The sequence below is a fragment of the Streptacidiphilus rugosus AM-16 genome, assembly GCF_000744655.1.
In the GTDB taxonomy this organism is placed as follows: Bacteria; Actinomycetota; Actinomycetes; order Streptomycetales; family Streptomycetaceae; genus Streptacidiphilus; species Streptacidiphilus rugosus.
Genome location: NZ_JQMJ01000004.1, coordinates 5,993,208 through 6,009,136, shown reverse-complemented (window position 1 = coordinate 6,009,136; position 15,929 = coordinate 5,993,208). Strand labels below are relative to the sequence as shown.

General features: G+C 69.4%; 14 protein-coding genes, 1 rRNA gene and 1 pseudogene. 12 read left to right on the top strand and 4 right to left on the bottom strand.

The genetic code is table 11. The annotated features are described in order from the left end of the window. Positions 1-75 precede the first annotated feature (75 nt). From BS83_RS36235 to BS83_RS48080, 3 genes are all read right to left on the bottom strand, one after another. Positions 76-378, bottom strand: a complete 303-nt coding sequence (locus BS83_RS36235; RefSeq protein ID WP_037607525.1) for an alkyl sulfatase C-terminal domain-containing protein — start codon at positions 376-378, stop codon at positions 76-78. Between the two features lie 10 nt (positions 379-388). Then, the gene (locus BS83_RS48085) at positions 389-748 is read right to left on the bottom strand and encodes an alkyl sulfatase dimerization domain-containing protein (protein WP_037607524.1); all 360 of its coding nucleotides are present in this window, start codon (positions 746-748) and stop codon (positions 389-391) included. A 112-nt stretch (positions 749-860) separates the two neighbouring features. After that, complete coding sequence (locus BS83_RS48080) at positions 861-1,055, bottom strand: MBL fold metallo-hydrolase (RefSeq protein WP_408641062.1); 195 nt, start codon at positions 1,053-1,055, stop codon at positions 861-863. Between the two features lie 11 nt (positions 1,056-1,066). Here BS83_RS48080 and BS83_RS49045 point away from each other — a divergent pair. The 8 genes and pseudogenes from BS83_RS49045 to BS83_RS36195 form a co-directional block, all read left to right on the top strand. Continuing rightward, positions 1,067-1,189 (top strand): annotated as a pseudogene (locus tag BS83_RS49045) (helix-turn-helix domain-containing protein); the annotation flags it as partial. Next, entirely contained in the window at positions 1,178-1,858 is a 681-nt protein-coding gene (locus tag BS83_RS36225; RefSeq protein ID WP_051944711.1) for a LysR family transcriptional regulator substrate-binding protein, read from the top strand. The pseudogene BS83_RS49045 and the gene BS83_RS36225, both read left to right, overlap by 12 nt. Before the next feature lie 249 nt (positions 1,859-2,107). Beyond that, on the top strand, positions 2,108-3,556 hold the full coding sequence (eccD, locus tag BS83_RS36220; RefSeq protein WP_037607523.1) for a type VII secretion integral membrane protein EccD: 1,449 nt from the start codon (positions 2,108-2,110) through the stop codon (positions 3,554-3,556). A 109-nt stretch (positions 3,557-3,665) separates the two neighbouring features. After that, a complete protein-coding gene (gene rpsO / locus BS83_RS36215; RefSeq protein WP_037607522.1) occupies positions 3,666-3,956 on the top strand; it encodes a 30S ribosomal protein S15 in 291 nt (96 codons plus the stop codon). A 451-nt stretch (positions 3,957-4,407) separates the two neighbouring features. Then, positions 4,408-6,612 carry a polyribonucleotide nucleotidyltransferase gene (locus tag BS83_RS36210; RefSeq protein WP_037610720.1) on the top strand — a complete coding sequence of 735 codons (2,205 nt, stop codon included), beginning with the start codon at positions 4,408-4,410 and terminating at the stop codon, positions 6,610-6,612. Positions 6,613-6,806: 194 nt separating this feature from the next. After that, positions 6,807-8,165: a M16 family metallopeptidase gene (locus tag BS83_RS36205; RefSeq protein ID WP_037607521.1), complete on the top strand. Its 1,359-nt coding sequence runs from the start codon at positions 6,807-6,809 to the stop codon at positions 8,163-8,165. Between the two features lie 52 nt (positions 8,166-8,217). Further along, positions 8,218-8,991, top strand: a complete 774-nt coding sequence (dapB, locus tag BS83_RS36200; protein ID WP_037607520.1) for a 4-hydroxy-tetrahydrodipicolinate reductase — start codon at positions 8,218-8,220, stop codon at positions 8,989-8,991. Positions 8,992-8,998: 7 nt separating this feature from the next. Next, positions 8,999-9,463: a tetratricopeptide repeat protein gene (locus tag BS83_RS36195; RefSeq protein ID WP_037607518.1), complete on the top strand. Its 465-nt coding sequence runs from the start codon at positions 8,999-9,001 to the stop codon at positions 9,461-9,463. Here BS83_RS36195 and BS83_RS36190 read toward each other — a convergent pair. Next, a complete protein-coding gene (locus BS83_RS36190) occupies positions 9,417-9,995 on the bottom strand; it encodes a GNAT family N-acetyltransferase (RefSeq protein WP_037607517.1) in 579 nt (192 codons plus the stop codon). The two genes, BS83_RS36195 and BS83_RS36190, sit on opposite strands and share 47 nt — an antisense overlap. Positions 9,996-10,161: 166 nt before the next feature. Between BS83_RS36190 and thyX the strand changes: the two genes are divergently transcribed. The 4 genes from thyX to BS83_RS36170 all read left to right on the top strand — a co-directional run bounded on the left by thyX (position 10,162) and on the right by BS83_RS36170 (position 15,731). Further along, positions 10,162-10,902, top strand: coding sequence for an FAD-dependent thymidylate synthase (gene thyX, locus BS83_RS36185; RefSeq protein ID WP_037607516.1), 741 nt, complete (start codon positions 10,162-10,164; stop codon positions 10,900-10,902). Between the two features lie 234 nt (positions 10,903-11,136). Beyond that, positions 11,137-12,036, top strand: a complete 900-nt coding sequence (dapA, locus tag BS83_RS36180) for a 4-hydroxy-tetrahydrodipicolinate synthase (RefSeq protein ID WP_037607515.1) — start codon at positions 11,137-11,139, stop codon at positions 12,034-12,036. Between the two features lie 131 nt (positions 12,037-12,167). Next, positions 12,168-13,853 (top strand): ribonuclease J, encoded by a 1,686-nt coding sequence (locus BS83_RS36175; protein WP_037607514.1) that lies wholly within the window; start codon positions 12,168-12,170, stop codon positions 13,851-13,853. A 359-nt stretch (positions 13,854-14,212) separates the two neighbouring features. Continuing rightward, a 16S ribosomal RNA gene (locus BS83_RS36170) occupies positions 14,213-15,731 on the top strand. Positions 15,732-15,929 lie beyond the last annotated feature (198 nt).

Sequence of the window (15,929 nt, the reverse complement as noted above, 5' to 3'; positions counted from 1 at the left end):
GCAGACGCTTGCGCCCCCGTGGCACCGCTGTTCGCGGCAACGCAGGCCGCAGGCGGCGATCCTATCGGGGTTCGGTCAGGGCTCGATCACCGGGAAGAAGAGATCGAACGTGACCAGAAGATCGAGCAGCTCCGCGATCGCTTCCTGTCGTCCTTCGTGCACGACGACCGTTCGATCGGCGAGCAGGGCGTCCAGAGCTGACGGCTCGTCCGCGAGGCGCGCCAAGGCCGCGCGGCTCAGCGAGACGACCGCGTCGGTCGGCCCGGCGAGGTGGGTGCTGTGGTGCAGGGTGCCGTGGGAGAGCTCGACCAGGTGCGCGCTCCCGGTGTCCGAGCTGTGCCCGTCCACGCTGTGCCGGTCCACGCTGTGCCCGTCCACACTGTGCTCGTCAGAGAAACGGAGTTCGAGCCGCAGCGTGTGCCGGGCCGTCGAGACGGACGGCCAGGTAGTCCAGCAGCATCGCGCCCGGCATGCCGCGCAGCACGTCGGGCGGGAGCGGGCTGCGCAGGCCCGGCAGTTGCGGCGTTCCGTGGCGCAACTCCTGTGCGCCGGTGAGGTAGAAGTCTCGCCACGGGCCCGACTCGGCCTGGTAGCCCAGCTGTTCCAGCGTGTCCGCCTGCAGCAGCCGTGCCTCCTGGGTCCCCGGATCGGCGAAGATCACATGGTTCACCGCCTCCGCGACCCACCGGTACTCGCCCGCCGCGAACTCCTTCCGCGCCCGGGCGAGCACCGCGTCCGCGCCGCCCATCCACTCGACGTACCTGCGCGCCGCCTCCGTCGACCGCGTAGTCGCGCAGCGCCTCGTCGATGTAGCCGGACCACGCCAGCGCGTCGCGCACCTCGGGTGTCCACGCGCGCCCCTAGGGCAGCAGCATCCCGTACATGAACAGCGCACGGCGCGTCATCGCCGTTCCGGCGATGACGCTCTCGCTCACCGCGTGCTGCAGAAAGCCCTCTGGGCCGATGACGCGCACCGCACCCGAGGCGACGTCCTCGTCCCGGACGACGCCGCGGACGCCGGCGAAGTGGTCCACATGGCAGTGCGTGTGGACCACAACACGGCGGTTTCACCCGCGCGGCGGACACGCTGCACCTGGCCCAGCCGTCGCTCTCCCAGGCGATCCGCGCGCTGGAGCGCGACCTGGGCGCGAAGCTGTTCCAGCGCGCCGGCCGCGGCGTGGTGCTGACCTCGACGGGGGAGGCGCTGGTCGCGCCCGCGCGCCGGGTCGCGCTGGACCTGGTCTCCGCGCGGGAGGCCGTGGCCTCGGTCGCCGGCCGTGTCGACCTCGTCGTCCAACCGGCGGCGGCCGACATCGCCGGCGAACTCACCGCCCGCTTCCGCCTGCGCCACCCGGCGGTCACCGTCCGCCTGATCGAACCCGGCCGCCCGCCCTACCTCACCCGCGACCTGCGGGAGGGCGACGCCCAGCTCGGCCTCTCGTACCTGCCCGTCTCGGAGAGCAAGGGGCTGGTCGTCGAGCCGCTGCGGGAGGTGGAGGTGGTGGCGGTGCTGCCGCCGGGCGCGGGCGGCGCCGGCACGCCGATGCCGGTGGCCGAGTTGGCGGGTGTGCCGCTGGCCGTCGGCGCGCCGGGCACCGCCTGGCGCGAGCTGAGCGACGGGCTCTTCGCCGAGGCGGGCGTCACCCCGGAGATCGCGGTGGAGTCGGTCTTCCGCGAGGCGGTCGGCCCCCTGATCACCTCAGGCGGCCTCGCCGCGCTCATGCCTGCGGCGCTGGCCCCTGACGGCGCGTCGGTCCGCCCGCTCTCCCCTCCCGTCCGCCGCCCCTCGCGCTCCTCCGCCGCCCGGGCGTCCTCCCGCCCGCCGCAGGCCTTCCTGCAGACGGCCCAGTCGTCCTAGGCACGCTTCGCGACGGCGGGTCAGTTGCACTCCGTCAGGGGGCGCGAGGCTCTGCTTGATCGACTGCGTGCGCGAGCAACCACCCGGGGCGGATGGCTCTGCGCGTTCGGGGCTCCACCCGGGTGGGTGGCCTCTCGCGCAGTTCCTCGCGCCCCTCGGCACCGCAACTTCCCCACGCCCCGGATCCTGCGACTCAGTGGGGCGTATAGGGTGATCCGCTGTCAGCCACGTCATGGGGGAGGCCACCACGTGAGCGCCAGTGCCACGACCGGGTTCTGCCGGGTCACCGTCGTCGCGCCGGACAGTCGTATCGACGTCGCGCTGCCCGAGGACGTCCCACTCGCGGACATCTATCCCGAGGTGCTGCGTCTCAGCGGGCAGTCGCAGGCCGAGGGTGCGCCCACCGGATTCCACCTGGTGCGGCGCGACGGCAGCGTCCTGGACAGCAGCCTGCCCCTGCAGGCCCAGCAGGTCCGCGACGGCGACCTGCTCAGCCTGCGGCCTTTCGCCGAGTCCCTCGCGCCCGCGGTCTACGACGACGTCGCGGACGCGATCGCGGCCGGGGTCGGCGAGGACCGCAGCCAGTGGGGCCCCACGCTCATGCGGACCGCCGGTCTCATCGGCGGGGTGATCGTCCTCGCGCTGCTGGCCTTCGCGCTGTGGTTCTCCGACCTCCAGCACGACATGCACTCCCTCCCCGGCCTGATCGCCGGCCTCGCTGCCGCCGTGCTCGTCGCCCTCGCGGGCGTCCGCGCCCGCGTCTACACGGACCGGGGCGCGGCCGTCGCGCTCGGGCTGGCCGCGCTTCCGCTCGCCATGCTCGGCGGGACCGGCGTCGTCGCCCCCGCGGCAGGGCACGGCCCCGGCCGGATCCAGTTCCTGGTCGGCTGCATCGTGGTGCTGCTCGCCGGCGTGCTGCTCGCCGCGCTGATGCCCGCCGGCGACGCTGTCTTCGTCGCCGCCGCCCTCGTCGCCGGCGTCGGCACCCTGGCGACCTTCGCCGGCGTGCTCACCCAGGCGTCCGCGCGCGAGGTCGCGGCCGGCGCCGCGGTCGTCGCGGTCGCGCTGATCGGCTTCCTGCCGTCGCTCTCCTCGCGCTTCGCGCGTCTGCCCGTCGGCTTCCACGCCCCCCAGCAGCGCGGGTCCTCCCTGCGCGGCGAGGGGGAGGAGAGCATCCCCGCGGTCGACCTGAGCCGCATCGCCGCCCAGGCCCGTCGAGGCCACGAACTGCTCGTCGGCATGGTCGGCGGCTGCGCCGCCGTCGTCCTGGGCAGCAGCGTGGTGCTGGCCTTCACCGACAGCACCTGGCCGGAGCTGCTGGCCCTGGCCCTCGGCGTCTCGACGATGCTGCGGGCCCGGCTCTTCCGGCACACCTCGCAGGTGCTGTGCCTGCTGGCGGCCGGTCTCGGCAGCCTGGCGCTGCTGATCGTCGGCATCGCGCTGCACATGCCGCTCTTCCTCTACACCAACATGCGCGACGCCTCCGCGGTCGACATCCGCACCCTCGGCATGGCGGCCGGCATCGCCGTCGTCGCCGTGGTCCTGGTCGGGATCGGCCTGGTGGTGCCCCAGCGCGGCGTCTCCCCCTTCTGGGGCCGGATCCTCGACCTGGTCGACGGCCTGACCCTCGCCTCGCTCATCCCGCTGGCCCTCGCGGTCCTGGACGTCTACTCCACGGTCAGGGGCTTCACCTCCTGACTGGTAGGCTGGACCGCTGGAACGCGCGTGTCGCGCTCCGCCGTCGAGTACATCAGACCCTGTGAGGCAGACCAGGGGCGCTCGGCACACTGATCGTGAAGGAGTGGGCGTGGCCCTCGACCAGAACATCAAGAAGCAGATCATCGCCGAGTACGGCACCAAGGAGGGCGACACCGGCTCCCCCGAGGTCCAGATCGCGATGCTCAGCCGCCGTATCTCGGACCTGACCGAGCACCTCAAGTTCCACAAGCACGACCACCACTCCCGTCGTGGTCTGCTGCTCCTGGTCGGTCAGCGTCGCCGCCTGCTGCAGTACCTGGCCAAGACCGACATCGAGCGCTTCCGCACCCTGGTGGACCGCCTCGGCATCCGCCGCGGCGCCGCGGGCTCCGCTCGCTAGTTCGACCCGCTCGGGGGCGGCTCTCACACGGAGAGCCGCCCTTCGGCACATTCGGCTCTGCCGAACGGTCGACGCAGCTGGCTCTGCCGAACGGTCGACACCGCCGGCTCCGCCGAACAACTGACGTAGAAGGCCACGCCACGCGGCGTGGTTGAGCCTTGGGCACGCGTGGGAAAGAGACCGTGCGTAAGGTGTGAAGGACAAAGGGTGCCGACTCCGCACACGGCGGAGGCGACACCGGACGCGGAGCGTCCACACGCATCCGAGCCAGCGCCCGCCGGGCGCCGGTCCTCGGTAGTGGCCGCCGGAGGAGCGAGACGCGAGACGCGTGCTCCGCCCGGCAGCTTCGATCGAAGACCGGCCAGGACAGAGGCCGTCGGCAGCAGGACAGCGCGGGGGCGCTCCACCTAGAGGACAAAAGAAGGAGATCTTCCGGGTGGAAGACAACACCATGCACGAGGCCGTGGCCGTCATCGACAACGGCAGCTTCGGCACCCGCACCATCCGCTTCGAGACCGGGCGTCTCGCCAAGCAGGCCGCCGGTTCGGCGGTCGCCTACCTCGACGACGACACCATGGTCCTCTCGGCGACCAGCGCGTCGAAGCAGCCGAAGGAGCACTTCGACTTCTTCCCGCTGACCGTCGACGTCGAGGAGCGCATGTACGCCGCCGGGCGCATCCCCGGCAGCTTCTTCCGTCGTGAGGGCCGTCCCTCCGAGGACGCGATCCTCACCTGCCGTCTGATCGACCGCCCGCTGCGCCCGTCCTTCGCCAAGGGCCTGCGCAACGAGATCCAGGTCGTCGTGACGGTCATGGCGCTCAACCCCGACCACCTGTACGACGTGGTCGCCATCAACGCCGCCTCCGCCTCCACACAGCTGGCGGGCCTGCCCTTCTCCGGCCCGATCGGCGGCGTCCGCGTCGCGCTGATCCGCGGCCAGTGGGTCGCCTTCCCGACGCACAAGGAGCTCGAGGAGGCCGTCTTCGACATGGTCGTGGCCGGCCGCGCGCTGCCGGACGGCGACGTCGCGATCATGATGGTCGAGGCCGAGGCCACCGAGAAGACCATCGAGCTGGTCAAGGGCGGCGCCACCGCGCCGACCGAGGACGTCGTGGCCGCCGGCCTCGAGGCCTCGAAGCCCTTCATCAAGGAGCTGTGCCGCGCGCAGGCCGAGCTGGCCTCGCACGCCGCCAAGGCCACCGCCGAGTTCCCGGTCTTCCTGGACTACCAGGACGACGTGCTCGCCGCGCTGACCGCCGCCGTCTCCGACGAGCTGGCCCAGGCGCTGACCATCGCCGGCAAGCAGGCCCGCGAGGCCGAGCTGGACCGCGTGAAGGACCTGGCCGCCGAGAAGCTGCTGCCGGAGTTCGAGGGTCGCGAGAAGGAGATCTCCGCCGCGTACCGCGCGCTGACGAAGAAGCTGGTCCGCCAGCGCATCGTCAAGGAGAAGGTCCGCATCGACGGCCGTGGCATCACGGACATCCGCACCCTGGCCGCCGAGGTCGAGGTCGTCCCGCGCGTCCACGGTTCGGCCCTGTTCGAGCGCGGCGAGACCCAGATCCTGGGTGTCACCACGCTGAACATGCTCCGGATGGAGCAGCAGCTGGACACGCTGGCGCCGGAGACGCGCAAGCGCTACATGCACAACTACAACTTCCCGCCGTACTCCGTCGGTGAGACCGGCCGCGTGGGCTCGCCCAAGCGCCGCGAGATCGGCCACGGCGCGCTCGCCGAGCGCGCGCTGCTGCCGGTGCTGCCGACGCGCGAGGAGTTCCCCTACGCGATCCGCCAGGTCTCCGAGGCGCTGGGCTCCAACGGCTCCACCTCCATGGGTTCCGTCTGCGCCTCGACGATGTCGCTGCTGAACGCGGGTGTCCCGCTGAAGGCCGCCGTCGCCGGTGTCGCCATGGGCCTCATCTCGCAGGAGGTCGACGGCGAGACGCACTACGTCGCGCTGACCGACATCCTGGGCGCCGAGGACGCGTTCGGCGACATGGACTTCAAGGTCGCCGGTACGAAGACCTTCGTCACCGCGCTGCAGCTGGACACCAAGCTGGACGGCATCCCCGCGTCCGTGCTGGCCGCGGCGCTGAAGCAGGCGCACGACGCGCGTCTGCACATCCTCGACGTGATGAACGAGGCGATCGACGTTCCGGACGAGATGTCCCCGAACGCGCCGCGCATCATCACGATCAAGATCCCGGTGGACAAGATCGGTGAGGTCATCGGCCCCAAGGGCAAGATGATCAACCAGATCCAGGAGGACACCGGCGCCGAGATCACGATCGAGGACGACGGCACGATCTACATCGGCGCGGCGGACGGCCCCGCGGCCGAGGCGGCGCGGACGACGATCAACCAGATCGCCAACCCGACCATGCCGGAGGTCGGCGAGCGGTACCTGGGCACCGTGGTGAAGACCACGACGTTCGGTGCGTTCGTCTCCCTCATGCCGGGCAAGGACGGCCTGCTGCACATCTCGCAGATCCGCAAGCTTGCCGGCGGCAAGCGCGTGGAGAACGTCGAGGACGTGCTCGCGGTCGGCACCAAGGTCCAGGTCGAGATCGCCGAGATCGACCCGCGCGGCAAGCTCTCGCTGATCCCGGTCGTCGAGGGCGAGGAGGCGGCCGAGGCCGCCGCCGACGCTGACGCGTAAGCGTTAGATGCACTTTGCGGCCCGGCTCTGCCCTTCGGCGGAGTCGGGCCGCCCCTCTGGGGGCGCGAGGAACTGCGCGAGAAACCACCCTGTGCGGATGGCCCTGCTCGTTCGGGGTTCGACCTCATAGGGTGGCTTGTCGCGCAGTTCCTCGCGCCTCTCAGGTAGTTGCAACGTCCCGAAGGAAGTAAAGAGTGACCCAGTCGACGGCCCAGGAACAGCGTCCAGGGACCACGAAGACGCTGCTCAAGGGCATCGATGGCGCCGGCACGGTCCGGAGGACCGTGCTTCCCGGCGGTCTGCGCGTCGTGACCGAGACCCTGCCCACCGTGCGGTCCGCCGCGTTCGGGATCTGGGTGGGGGTGGGGTCCCGCGACGAGACCCCCGTGCTGAACGGCGCCACCCACTACCTGGAGCACCTGCTCTTCAAGGGCACGAAGACGCGCTCCGCGCTCGACATCTCCTCCGCGCTCGACGCGGTCGGCGGCGAGATGAATGCCTTCACCGCCAAGGAGTACACCTGCTACTACGCGCGGGTGCTCGACCGCGACCTGCCGCTCGCCGTCGACGTCGTCAGCGACATGCTGACCTCCTCGCTGGTGCGCCAGGAGGACATCGACACCGAGCGCGACGTCGTGCTCGAAGAGATCGCGATGACCGAGGACGACCCCGGCGACGTCGTGCACGACCTCTTCGCCAAGACTCTCTACGGCGACTCGCCGCTCGGGCGGCCCGTGCTCGGCACCGTCGAGACCATCAACGCGCTCACGCGCGACCAGGTCCACGGCTTCTACCGGCGCCGGTACCGGCCCGAGAACCTCGTCGTGGCGGCTGCGGGCAACGTCGACCACGCCAAGGTGGTCCGCCAGGTGCGCCGCGCGTTCGAGAGCGTCGGCGCGCTCGGGCGTGAGGACGTGCTGCCCGCCGCTCCCCGTGCGGGGGCCCGTGCGCTGCGGACCGCCGGCAAGGTCGAGATCCTGGACCGGCCGACCGAGCAGGCCCACCTCGTGCTCGGGATGCCGGCCCTGGCCCGCACCGACGACCGCCGCTGGGCGCTCGGCGTGCTGAACTCCGCCCTCGGCGGCGGCATGAGCTCGCGGCTGTTCCAGGAGGTGCGGGAGAAGCGCGGCCTGGCCTACTCGGTCTACTCGTACACCTCCTCCTACGCCGACTCGGGCCTCTTCGGCATCTACGCCGGCTGCCAGCCCAAGCGCGTCGAGGAGGTGCTGAAGATCTGCCGCGAGGAGCTGGAGAAGGTCGCCGCCAACGGCATCACGGAGGACGAGCTGAAGCGGGCCATCGGCCAGATGTCCGGCTCCACCGTGCTGGGCATGGAGGACACCGGCTCGCTGATGTCCCGCGTGGGCAAGGCGGAGCTCTGCTACGGCACCCACCTGTCCGTCGACGAGCTGCTCGGCAGGATCGCCTCGGTGACCTTGGACGACGTCCGCGCCGTCGCCGGCGACGTGCTCGGCGGCTTGCGTCCGTCGCTCGCCGTGATAGGACCGGTGGCAGGCAAGCGCGCGTCGCGCCTCGCCGAAGCCATGGCCTGATCCCCCACCACCGTCGCCAGGAACTCAGGAACTGTCGCAAGGAGCCACTGCAATGAGCACGCCGCTGCGGGTCGCCGTCATCGGGGCCAAGGGCCGGATCGGATCGGAGGCGGTCCGCGCCGTCGAGGCCGCCGAGGATCTGGAACTGGTCGCCGCCCTGGGGCGCGACGACAAGCTGGAGACGCTGGTCGAGTCGGGCGCCCAGGTCGCCGTCGAGCTCACCCACCCGGACGCGGTGATGCGGAACCTGGAGTACTGCACCGCCCAGGGCATCCACGCCGTGGTCGGCACCACCGGCTGGAACGAGGAGCGGCTGGCGCTGCTGGAGGGCTGGCTCGCCGCCTCGCCCGGCACCGGCGTGCTGATCGCGCCGAACTTCTCGATCGGTGCGATCCTCACCATGCGTTTCGCCCAGCAGGCCGCGCGTTTCTTCGAGTCGGTCGAGGTGATCGAACTCCACCACACGAAGAAGGCCGACGCGCCCAGCGGCACCGCGACCCGCACCGCGCAGCTGATCGCCGCCGCCCGCGCCGAGGCCGGGATGCCGCGGCAGGACGACCCGACCACGCACGGCCTGGACGGAGCACGCGGCGCGGACGTGGACGGCGTCCCCGTGCACGCGGTCCGGCTGCGCGGCCTGCTGGCCCACCAGGAGGTGCTCTTCGGCGGGGTGGGCGAGACGTTGACGATCCGTCATGACTCGCTGCACCACAGTTCCTTCATGCCGGGCATCCTGACCGGCGTGCGCAGGGTCGTGGAGGTTCCCGGGCTCACCTTCGGGCTTGAGAACTACCTCTTCGACGAGCAGAGCATCGAGGGGGAGTGACGCGGTCGTGGTCGCTCGGGTGATGTACTTCGTGGTCACCGCCGCGCTGCTGCTCGGCCTGGTCGTGGTCGCGGTGACCGGCGGTCAGCTGATGGCCAGCGGCAACGCGGCCGGGATCGGCATCGGCGTCAGCGCCGAGGTGCTGGTCGCGCTGGCGCTCTGGTTCGTCGGCAAGACCTACCGCTTCGGCCGCGACAGCCAGCGGCTCTCCCGACTGCTGGAGGCCGAGGGCGGTCTACCCGTCGACGAGCTCAAGCACACGCCCGGCGGCGGCATCGACCGTGACTCCGCCGACGCGGTGTTCGCCAAGCGCAAGGCCGAGACGGAGGCCGCCCCGGAGGACTGGCGCAGCTGGTTCCGTCTGGCCGTCGCCTACGCGGACGCGCGCGACACCCCGCGCGCCCGCAAGGCGATGGAGCGGGCGATCACACTGCAGCGGCAGTCCGCGCACGGGGCCGCGGCAGCGCACTGACCGGGGCCCTGACGTAGCGCAGCTCCTGCAGCAGGGCTCCGCCCAGCCGCAGGGCGGTCCGGCCGCCGTCGGGTCGCCAGCCCTGCCGCTCGTAGAAGCGCCGGGCCTGCGTGTTCTGCTCCAGCACCCACAGGAGCAGCGGGGCGTGCCCGTCGGCCCTCAGCGCGGTCACGGCCGCGTCGAGCAGCGCCGCGCCCGCGCCGGTGAACCAGGCGTCCGGATGGGTGTAGAGCGCGTGCACCTCCCCGCCGCGCGGCCGGTCGCCCCTGACGACCTCGGCAGCCGGGCGCTCGGGGCCGGCGATCACGAAGCCCACCAGCGCCGCGTCCCGCTCGGCGACCAGGAAGTGCCACCCCTCGGGCCGTGACCGCAGCTGGTTCCGGGTCCGGACCAGGGACGCCTCGGGGTCGAGCTCGTCCAGATAGGCCGGAGGGACCAGGCCCGCGTACGCCGCCCGCCAGGAGTCGATGCGTACCCGCACTAAACCGGCGAGGTCCGCCTCGTCCGCACCACGAATCGTCAGCTGTCCCATGTCTCCCCCTTCGGGGCGGCACTGTAGCCGAAATGTCCCTCGCGGGTCCGCGCCGGATACGCTGTTCGGCGGGTCGCCGGGTAGTGCCGGTACCAGCATCGGCAGGCTCTCGGCATCGGACCGGAGCCCGGGGCAGAGTCGACCCATGATCGAAAGGAATTCCCCCTTGACCGACGAGACCTCGGCTGCGCCCGAGCCCCTCTTCCGTGACGACGTCACGGTCGAGCTGGTGCGCAGCAGTGCCCAGGACGCCGACGTGCTCTTCGCCGCGCGGGTCTCGACGGCGGGCGAGCAGTCGCTCGAAGAGCTGCAGAAGGACCCCGAGCGCTCGAAGGGGCTGATCAACTACCTGATGCGGGACCGTCACGGCACGCCCTTCGAGCACAACTCGATGACGTTCTTCGTCAGCGCGCCGATCTTCGTCTTCCGTGAGTTCCACCGTCACCGGGCGGGCTGGTCGTACAACGAGGAGAGCGGCCGCTACCGCGAGCTGCAGCCGGTCTTCTACGTCCCGTCGGCCGAGCGGAAGCTCGTGCAGAAGGGCCGTCCGGGCAAGTACGAGTTCTTCGAGGGCACCCCGGAGCAGCAGAAGGCCGTGACCGCGGCCATGGAGGACTCCTACCGGCAGTCCTACGAGCGCTACCGGGAGATGCTGGCGGCCGGTGTCGCGCGCGAGGTCGCGCGGGCGGTGCTGCCGGTCGGGCTCTTCTCCTCGATGTACGCGACCTGCAACGCGCGCTCGCTGATGCACTTCCTCTCGCTGCGCACCAAGGACGAGCGGGCGAAGGTGCCGAGCTTCCCGCAGCGCGAGATCGAGATGGTCGCCGAGAAGATGGAGACGCTGTGGGCCGAGCTCATGCCGCTGACCCACGACGCGTTCAACACGCACGGCCGGGTCGCGCCCTGAGGCCACAGCCCCGCTGACCTGGGCCGGAGCTGACGGATCGACCGCTCGGCAAGATTTCCCTTATGTCCCATTTGCGGGATATCTCACGGTTCCTTAATCTCAAAGCACGAGCCCCGGTGCCGCTTGAACCCCCGAGCAGGCGGCGCCGGGCTCCTTGCCTGTTCAGACGGCTCGGCTGTCCTTCAGCTGGACCGTCTGTGCCTGCCCCCGCCCGCAACGAGTAGCGTTGGACACATGGCTCCGACCTCCACCCCCGAAACCCCCTTCGGCCGGGCACTGACCGCGATGGTGACCCCGTTCACCGCCGACGGCTCCCTCGACCTCGAAGGCGCACTGCGGCTGGCCGTCCATCTCGTCGACGCAGGCAACGACGGTCTGGTCGTCAACGGCACCACCGGTGAGTCCCCGACCACCACGGACGCCGAGAAAGCCGCGCTGGTACGGGCTGTGCTGGAGGCGGTCGGCGACCGCGCCCACGTCGTCGCAGGTGTCGGCACGAACGACACCCACCACACGCTGGAGCTGGCCCGCGAGGCCGAGCGTGCCGGAGCCCACGGCCTGCTCGTGGTGACGCCGTACTACAACAAGCCCCCGCAGGAGGGCCTCTACCGGCACTTCACCGCCGTCGCCGACGCGACCGGTCTGCCGGTCATGCTCTACGACATCCCCGGCCGCTCCGGCGTCCCGATCGCCACCGAGACGATCGTCCGGCTGGCCGAGCACCCGCGGATCGTCGCCAACAAGGACGCGAAGGGCGACCTGGCCGCCGCCAGCTGGGGCATCGCCCGCAGCGGCCTGGCCTGGTACTCCGGCGACGACATGCTGAACCTGCCGCTGCTCTCCGTGGGCGCGGTCGGCTTCGTCAGCGTCGTCGCCCACGTCGTGGCCGCAGAGCTGCGCGTCATGGTCGACGCCTTCGTGGCCGGCGACATGACCAAGGCCACCGAGATACACCAGCGGCTGCTGCCGGTGTTCACCGGTATGTTCCGCACCCAGGGTGTGATCACCACCAAGGCGGCGCTCAACCTCATGGGCCTCCCGGCCGGGCCGCTGCGGCTGCCCCTGGTCGAGGCCGACGAGGCGGAGATCGCGCAGCTGAGGAGGGATCTCGCCGACGGAGGGGTACACCTCTGACAGCAGACTTCCACGTCCCGGTCGCCGGCGACGTGATGCACCACCGGTTTCGCAGTACCTGAACAGCAGAAACGATGCCGCGTGCGCCAGAGCCAGGAAGCTCCGACCGGCGCGCGCGGGAAGGAGAACCTTTGAGTCATCCGCACCCTGATCTGGGCGCCCCGCCCGCGCTCGCGCCGAACGCCCTGCGGATCACCCCGCTCGGCGGCCTGGGCGAGATCGGCCGCAACATGACGGTCTTCGAGTACGGCGGTCGCCTGCTCATCGTCGACTGCGGCGTGCTCTTCCCCGAGGAGGAGCAGCCGGGCGTCGACCTGATCCTGCCGGACTTCACGTCCATCAGGGACCGCCTCGACAAGATCGACGGGATCGTGCTCACGCACGGCCACGAAGACCACATCGGCGCCGTCCCCTACCTCCTCCGCGAGAAGCCGGACCTTCCGCTGATCGGCTCCAAGCTGACGCTGGCCCTGATCGAGGCCAAGCTGGCCGAGCACCGGATCCGGCCGTACACGCTGGAGGTCAAGGAGGGCCAGCGCGAGCGCATCGGCGCCTTCGACTGCGAGTTCATCGCGGTCAACCACTCCATCCCGGACGCGCTGGCTGTCGCGATCCGCACCCCGGCCGGTCTCGTCGTCGCCACCGGCGACTTCAAGATGGACCAGGTGCCGCTGGATCGCCGCCTCACCGACCTGCCGACCTTCGCCCGTCTGGGCGAGGAGGGCATCGACCTCCTGCTGGTCGACTCGACCAACGCCGAGGTCCCCGGCTTCATCGCGCCCGAGCGCGAGATCGGCCCGGTGCTGCAGCAGGTCTTCGACCGCGCCGACAAGCGCATCATCGTGGCGAGCTTCGCCTCGCACGTGCACCGCATCCAGCAGGTGCTCGACACCGCGCACGAGTTCGGCCGCAAGGTCGCCTTCGTGGGCCGGTCCATGGTCCGCAACATGGGCATCGCCCGCGACCTCGGCTACCTGAAGGTGCCGGGCGGCCTCGTCGTCGACGTGAAGACGCTGGACGACCTGCCGGACGAGGACGTGGTCCTCATCTGCACCGGCTCGCAGGGCGAGCCGATGGCCGCGCTGTCGCGCATGGCCAACCGCGACCACCAGATCCGCATCGTCGAGGGCGACACCGTCATCCTCGCGTCGTCGCTGATCCCGGGCAACGAGAACGCGGTCTACCGCGTGATCAACGGCCTGACCCGGTGGGGCGCGAACGTCGTGCACAAGGGCAACGCCAAGGTGCACGTCTCCGGCCACGCCTCGGCCGGCGAGCTGCTCTACTTCTTCAACATCTGCAAGCCGCGGAACCTCATGCCGGTCCACGGCGAGTGGCGGCACCTGCGGGCGGTCTCCGACCTGGGCCAGAAGACGGGCATCCGCAAGGACCGCATCGTCATCGCCGAGGACGGCGTCGCGGTCGACCTGGTCGACGGCGTCGCCCGCATCGTCGGCAAGGTGCAGGCCGGCTACGTGTACGTGGACGGCCTGTCGGTCGGCGAGATCGGCGAGGGCTCCCTCAAGGACCGTCGCATCCTCGGCGACGAGGGCATCATCACCGCGTTCATGGTCGTGGACTCCTCCACGGGCAAGGTGCTGAGCGGCCCGAACATCCAGGCGCGCGGCTCCGGCATCGACGACGAGGCCTTCGGCCCCGCGATCGCGAAGATCCAGGAGGCCCTGAACCGGTCGGCCCAGGACGGCGTCCTGGAGACCCGCCAGGTTCAGCAGCTGGTGCGTCGCACGCTCGGCAAGTGGGTGTCGGACACCTACCGTCGCCGCCCGATGATCCTGCCGATGGTCGTCGAGGTCTGAGCAGGTCACGGGGCCCGGCAGCCGATTTGACTCGGCCTGCCGGGCCCCGTAATGTTCTTCGAGTTGCCCCGCTGAGCGGGGCGCCAAACCCCTCGGATAATCGGAGAAATTCGGTTGACGGGGACTGCGAAATCGGGACCGGAAAGTTCTGATAGAGTAGAAAACGAAGGAAGCGCCCGGAGCGGCCCGAAAGGGAAGCAAAGGAAGCGTCCGTTCCTTGAGAACTCAACAGCGTGCCAAAAGTCAACGCCAGTTACTTTTGAGATGTTTTAAAATCAGCGAGGACGCTGTGCACGAGTCCCCCTTATTCCGGTGGGATGTCGTGCCGCTCAACGCGAATGCCCCATTACGGGAATACATTCACGGAGAGTTTGATCCTGGCTCAGGACGAACGCTGGCGGCGTGCTTAACACATGCAAGTCGAACGGTGAAGCCCTTCGGGGTGGATCAGTGGCGAACGGGTGAGTAACACGTGGGCAATCTGCCCTGCACTCTGGGACAAGCCTTGGAAACGAGGTCTAATACCGGATACGACCCTGGAGCGCATGCTCCGGGGTGGAAAGCTCCGGCGGTGCAGGATGAGCCCGCGGCCTATCAGCTTGTTGGTGGGGTGATGGCCTACCAAGGCGACGACGGGTAGCCGGCCTGAGAGGGCGACCGGCCACACTGGGACTGAGACACGGCCCAGACTCCTACGGGAGGCAGCAGTGGGGAATATTGCACAATGGGCGCAAGCCTGATGCAGCGACGCCGCGTGAGGGATGAAGGCCTTCGGGTTGTAAACCTCTTTCAGCAGGGAAGAAGCGCAAGTGACGGTACCTGCAGAAGAAGCACCGGCTAACTACGTGCCAGCAGCCGCGGTAATACGTAGGGTGCGAGCGTTGTCCGGAATTATTGGGCGTAAAGAGCTCGTAGGCGGCTTGTCGCGTCGGATGTGAAAGCCCGGGGCTTAACCCCGGGTCTGCATTCGATACGGGCAGGCTAGAGTGTGGTAGGGGAGATCGGAATTCCTGGTGTAGCGGTGAAATGCGCAGATATCAGGAGGAACACCGGTGGCGAAGGCGGATCTCTGGGCCATTACTGACGCTGAGGAGCGAAAGCGTGGGGAGCGAACAGGATTAGATACCCTGGTAGTCCACGCCGTAAACGTTGGGCACTAGGTGTGGGTCACATTCCACGTGGTCCGCGCCGCAGCTAACGCATTAAGTGCCCCGCCTGGGGAGTACGGCCGCAAGGCTAAAACTCAAAGGAATTGACGGGGGCCCGCACAAGCAGCGGAGCATGTGGCTTAATTCGACGCAACGCGAAGAACCTTACCAAGGCTTGACATACACCGGAAACGTCCAGAGATGGGCGCCCCCTTGTGGTCGGTGTACAGGTGGTGCATGGTTGTCGTCAGCTCGTGTCGTGAGATGTTGGGTTAAGTCCCGCAACGAGCGCAACCCTCGTTCTGTGTTGCCAGCGGGTTATGCCGGGGACTCACAGGAGACTGCCGGGGTCAACTCGGAGGAAGGTGGGGATGACGTCAAATCATCATGCCCCTTATGTCTTGGGCTGCACACGTGCTACAATGGCCGGTACAAAGAGCTGCGATGCCGTGAGGCGGAGCGAATCTCAAAAAGCCGGTCTCAGTTCGGATTGGGGTCTGCAACTCGACCCCATGAAGTCGGAGTTGCTAGTAATCGCAGATCAGCATTGCTGCGGTGAATACGTTCCCGGGCCTTGTACACACCGCCCGTCACGTCACGAAAGTCGGTAACACCCGAAGCCGGTGGCCTAACCCCTTGTGGGAGGGAGCTGTCGAAGGTGGGACCAGCGATTGGGACGAAGTCGTAACAAGGTAGCCGTACCGGAAGGTGCGGCTGGATCACCTCCTTTCTAAGGAGCACATAGCCGCTTGCGAGCGCATGTCTCGCACGGTTGCTCATGGGTGGAACGTTGACTATTCGGCACACGGATTCCTGGTGGGATCGTCAGTACTGCGCTTCGGCGCGTGGAACGCGGTCGCCGGAAGGGCTGTGTGTCGGGCACGTTGTTGGGTCCTGAGGGAACGGGCTGGTGACAGTCTGAACCTTC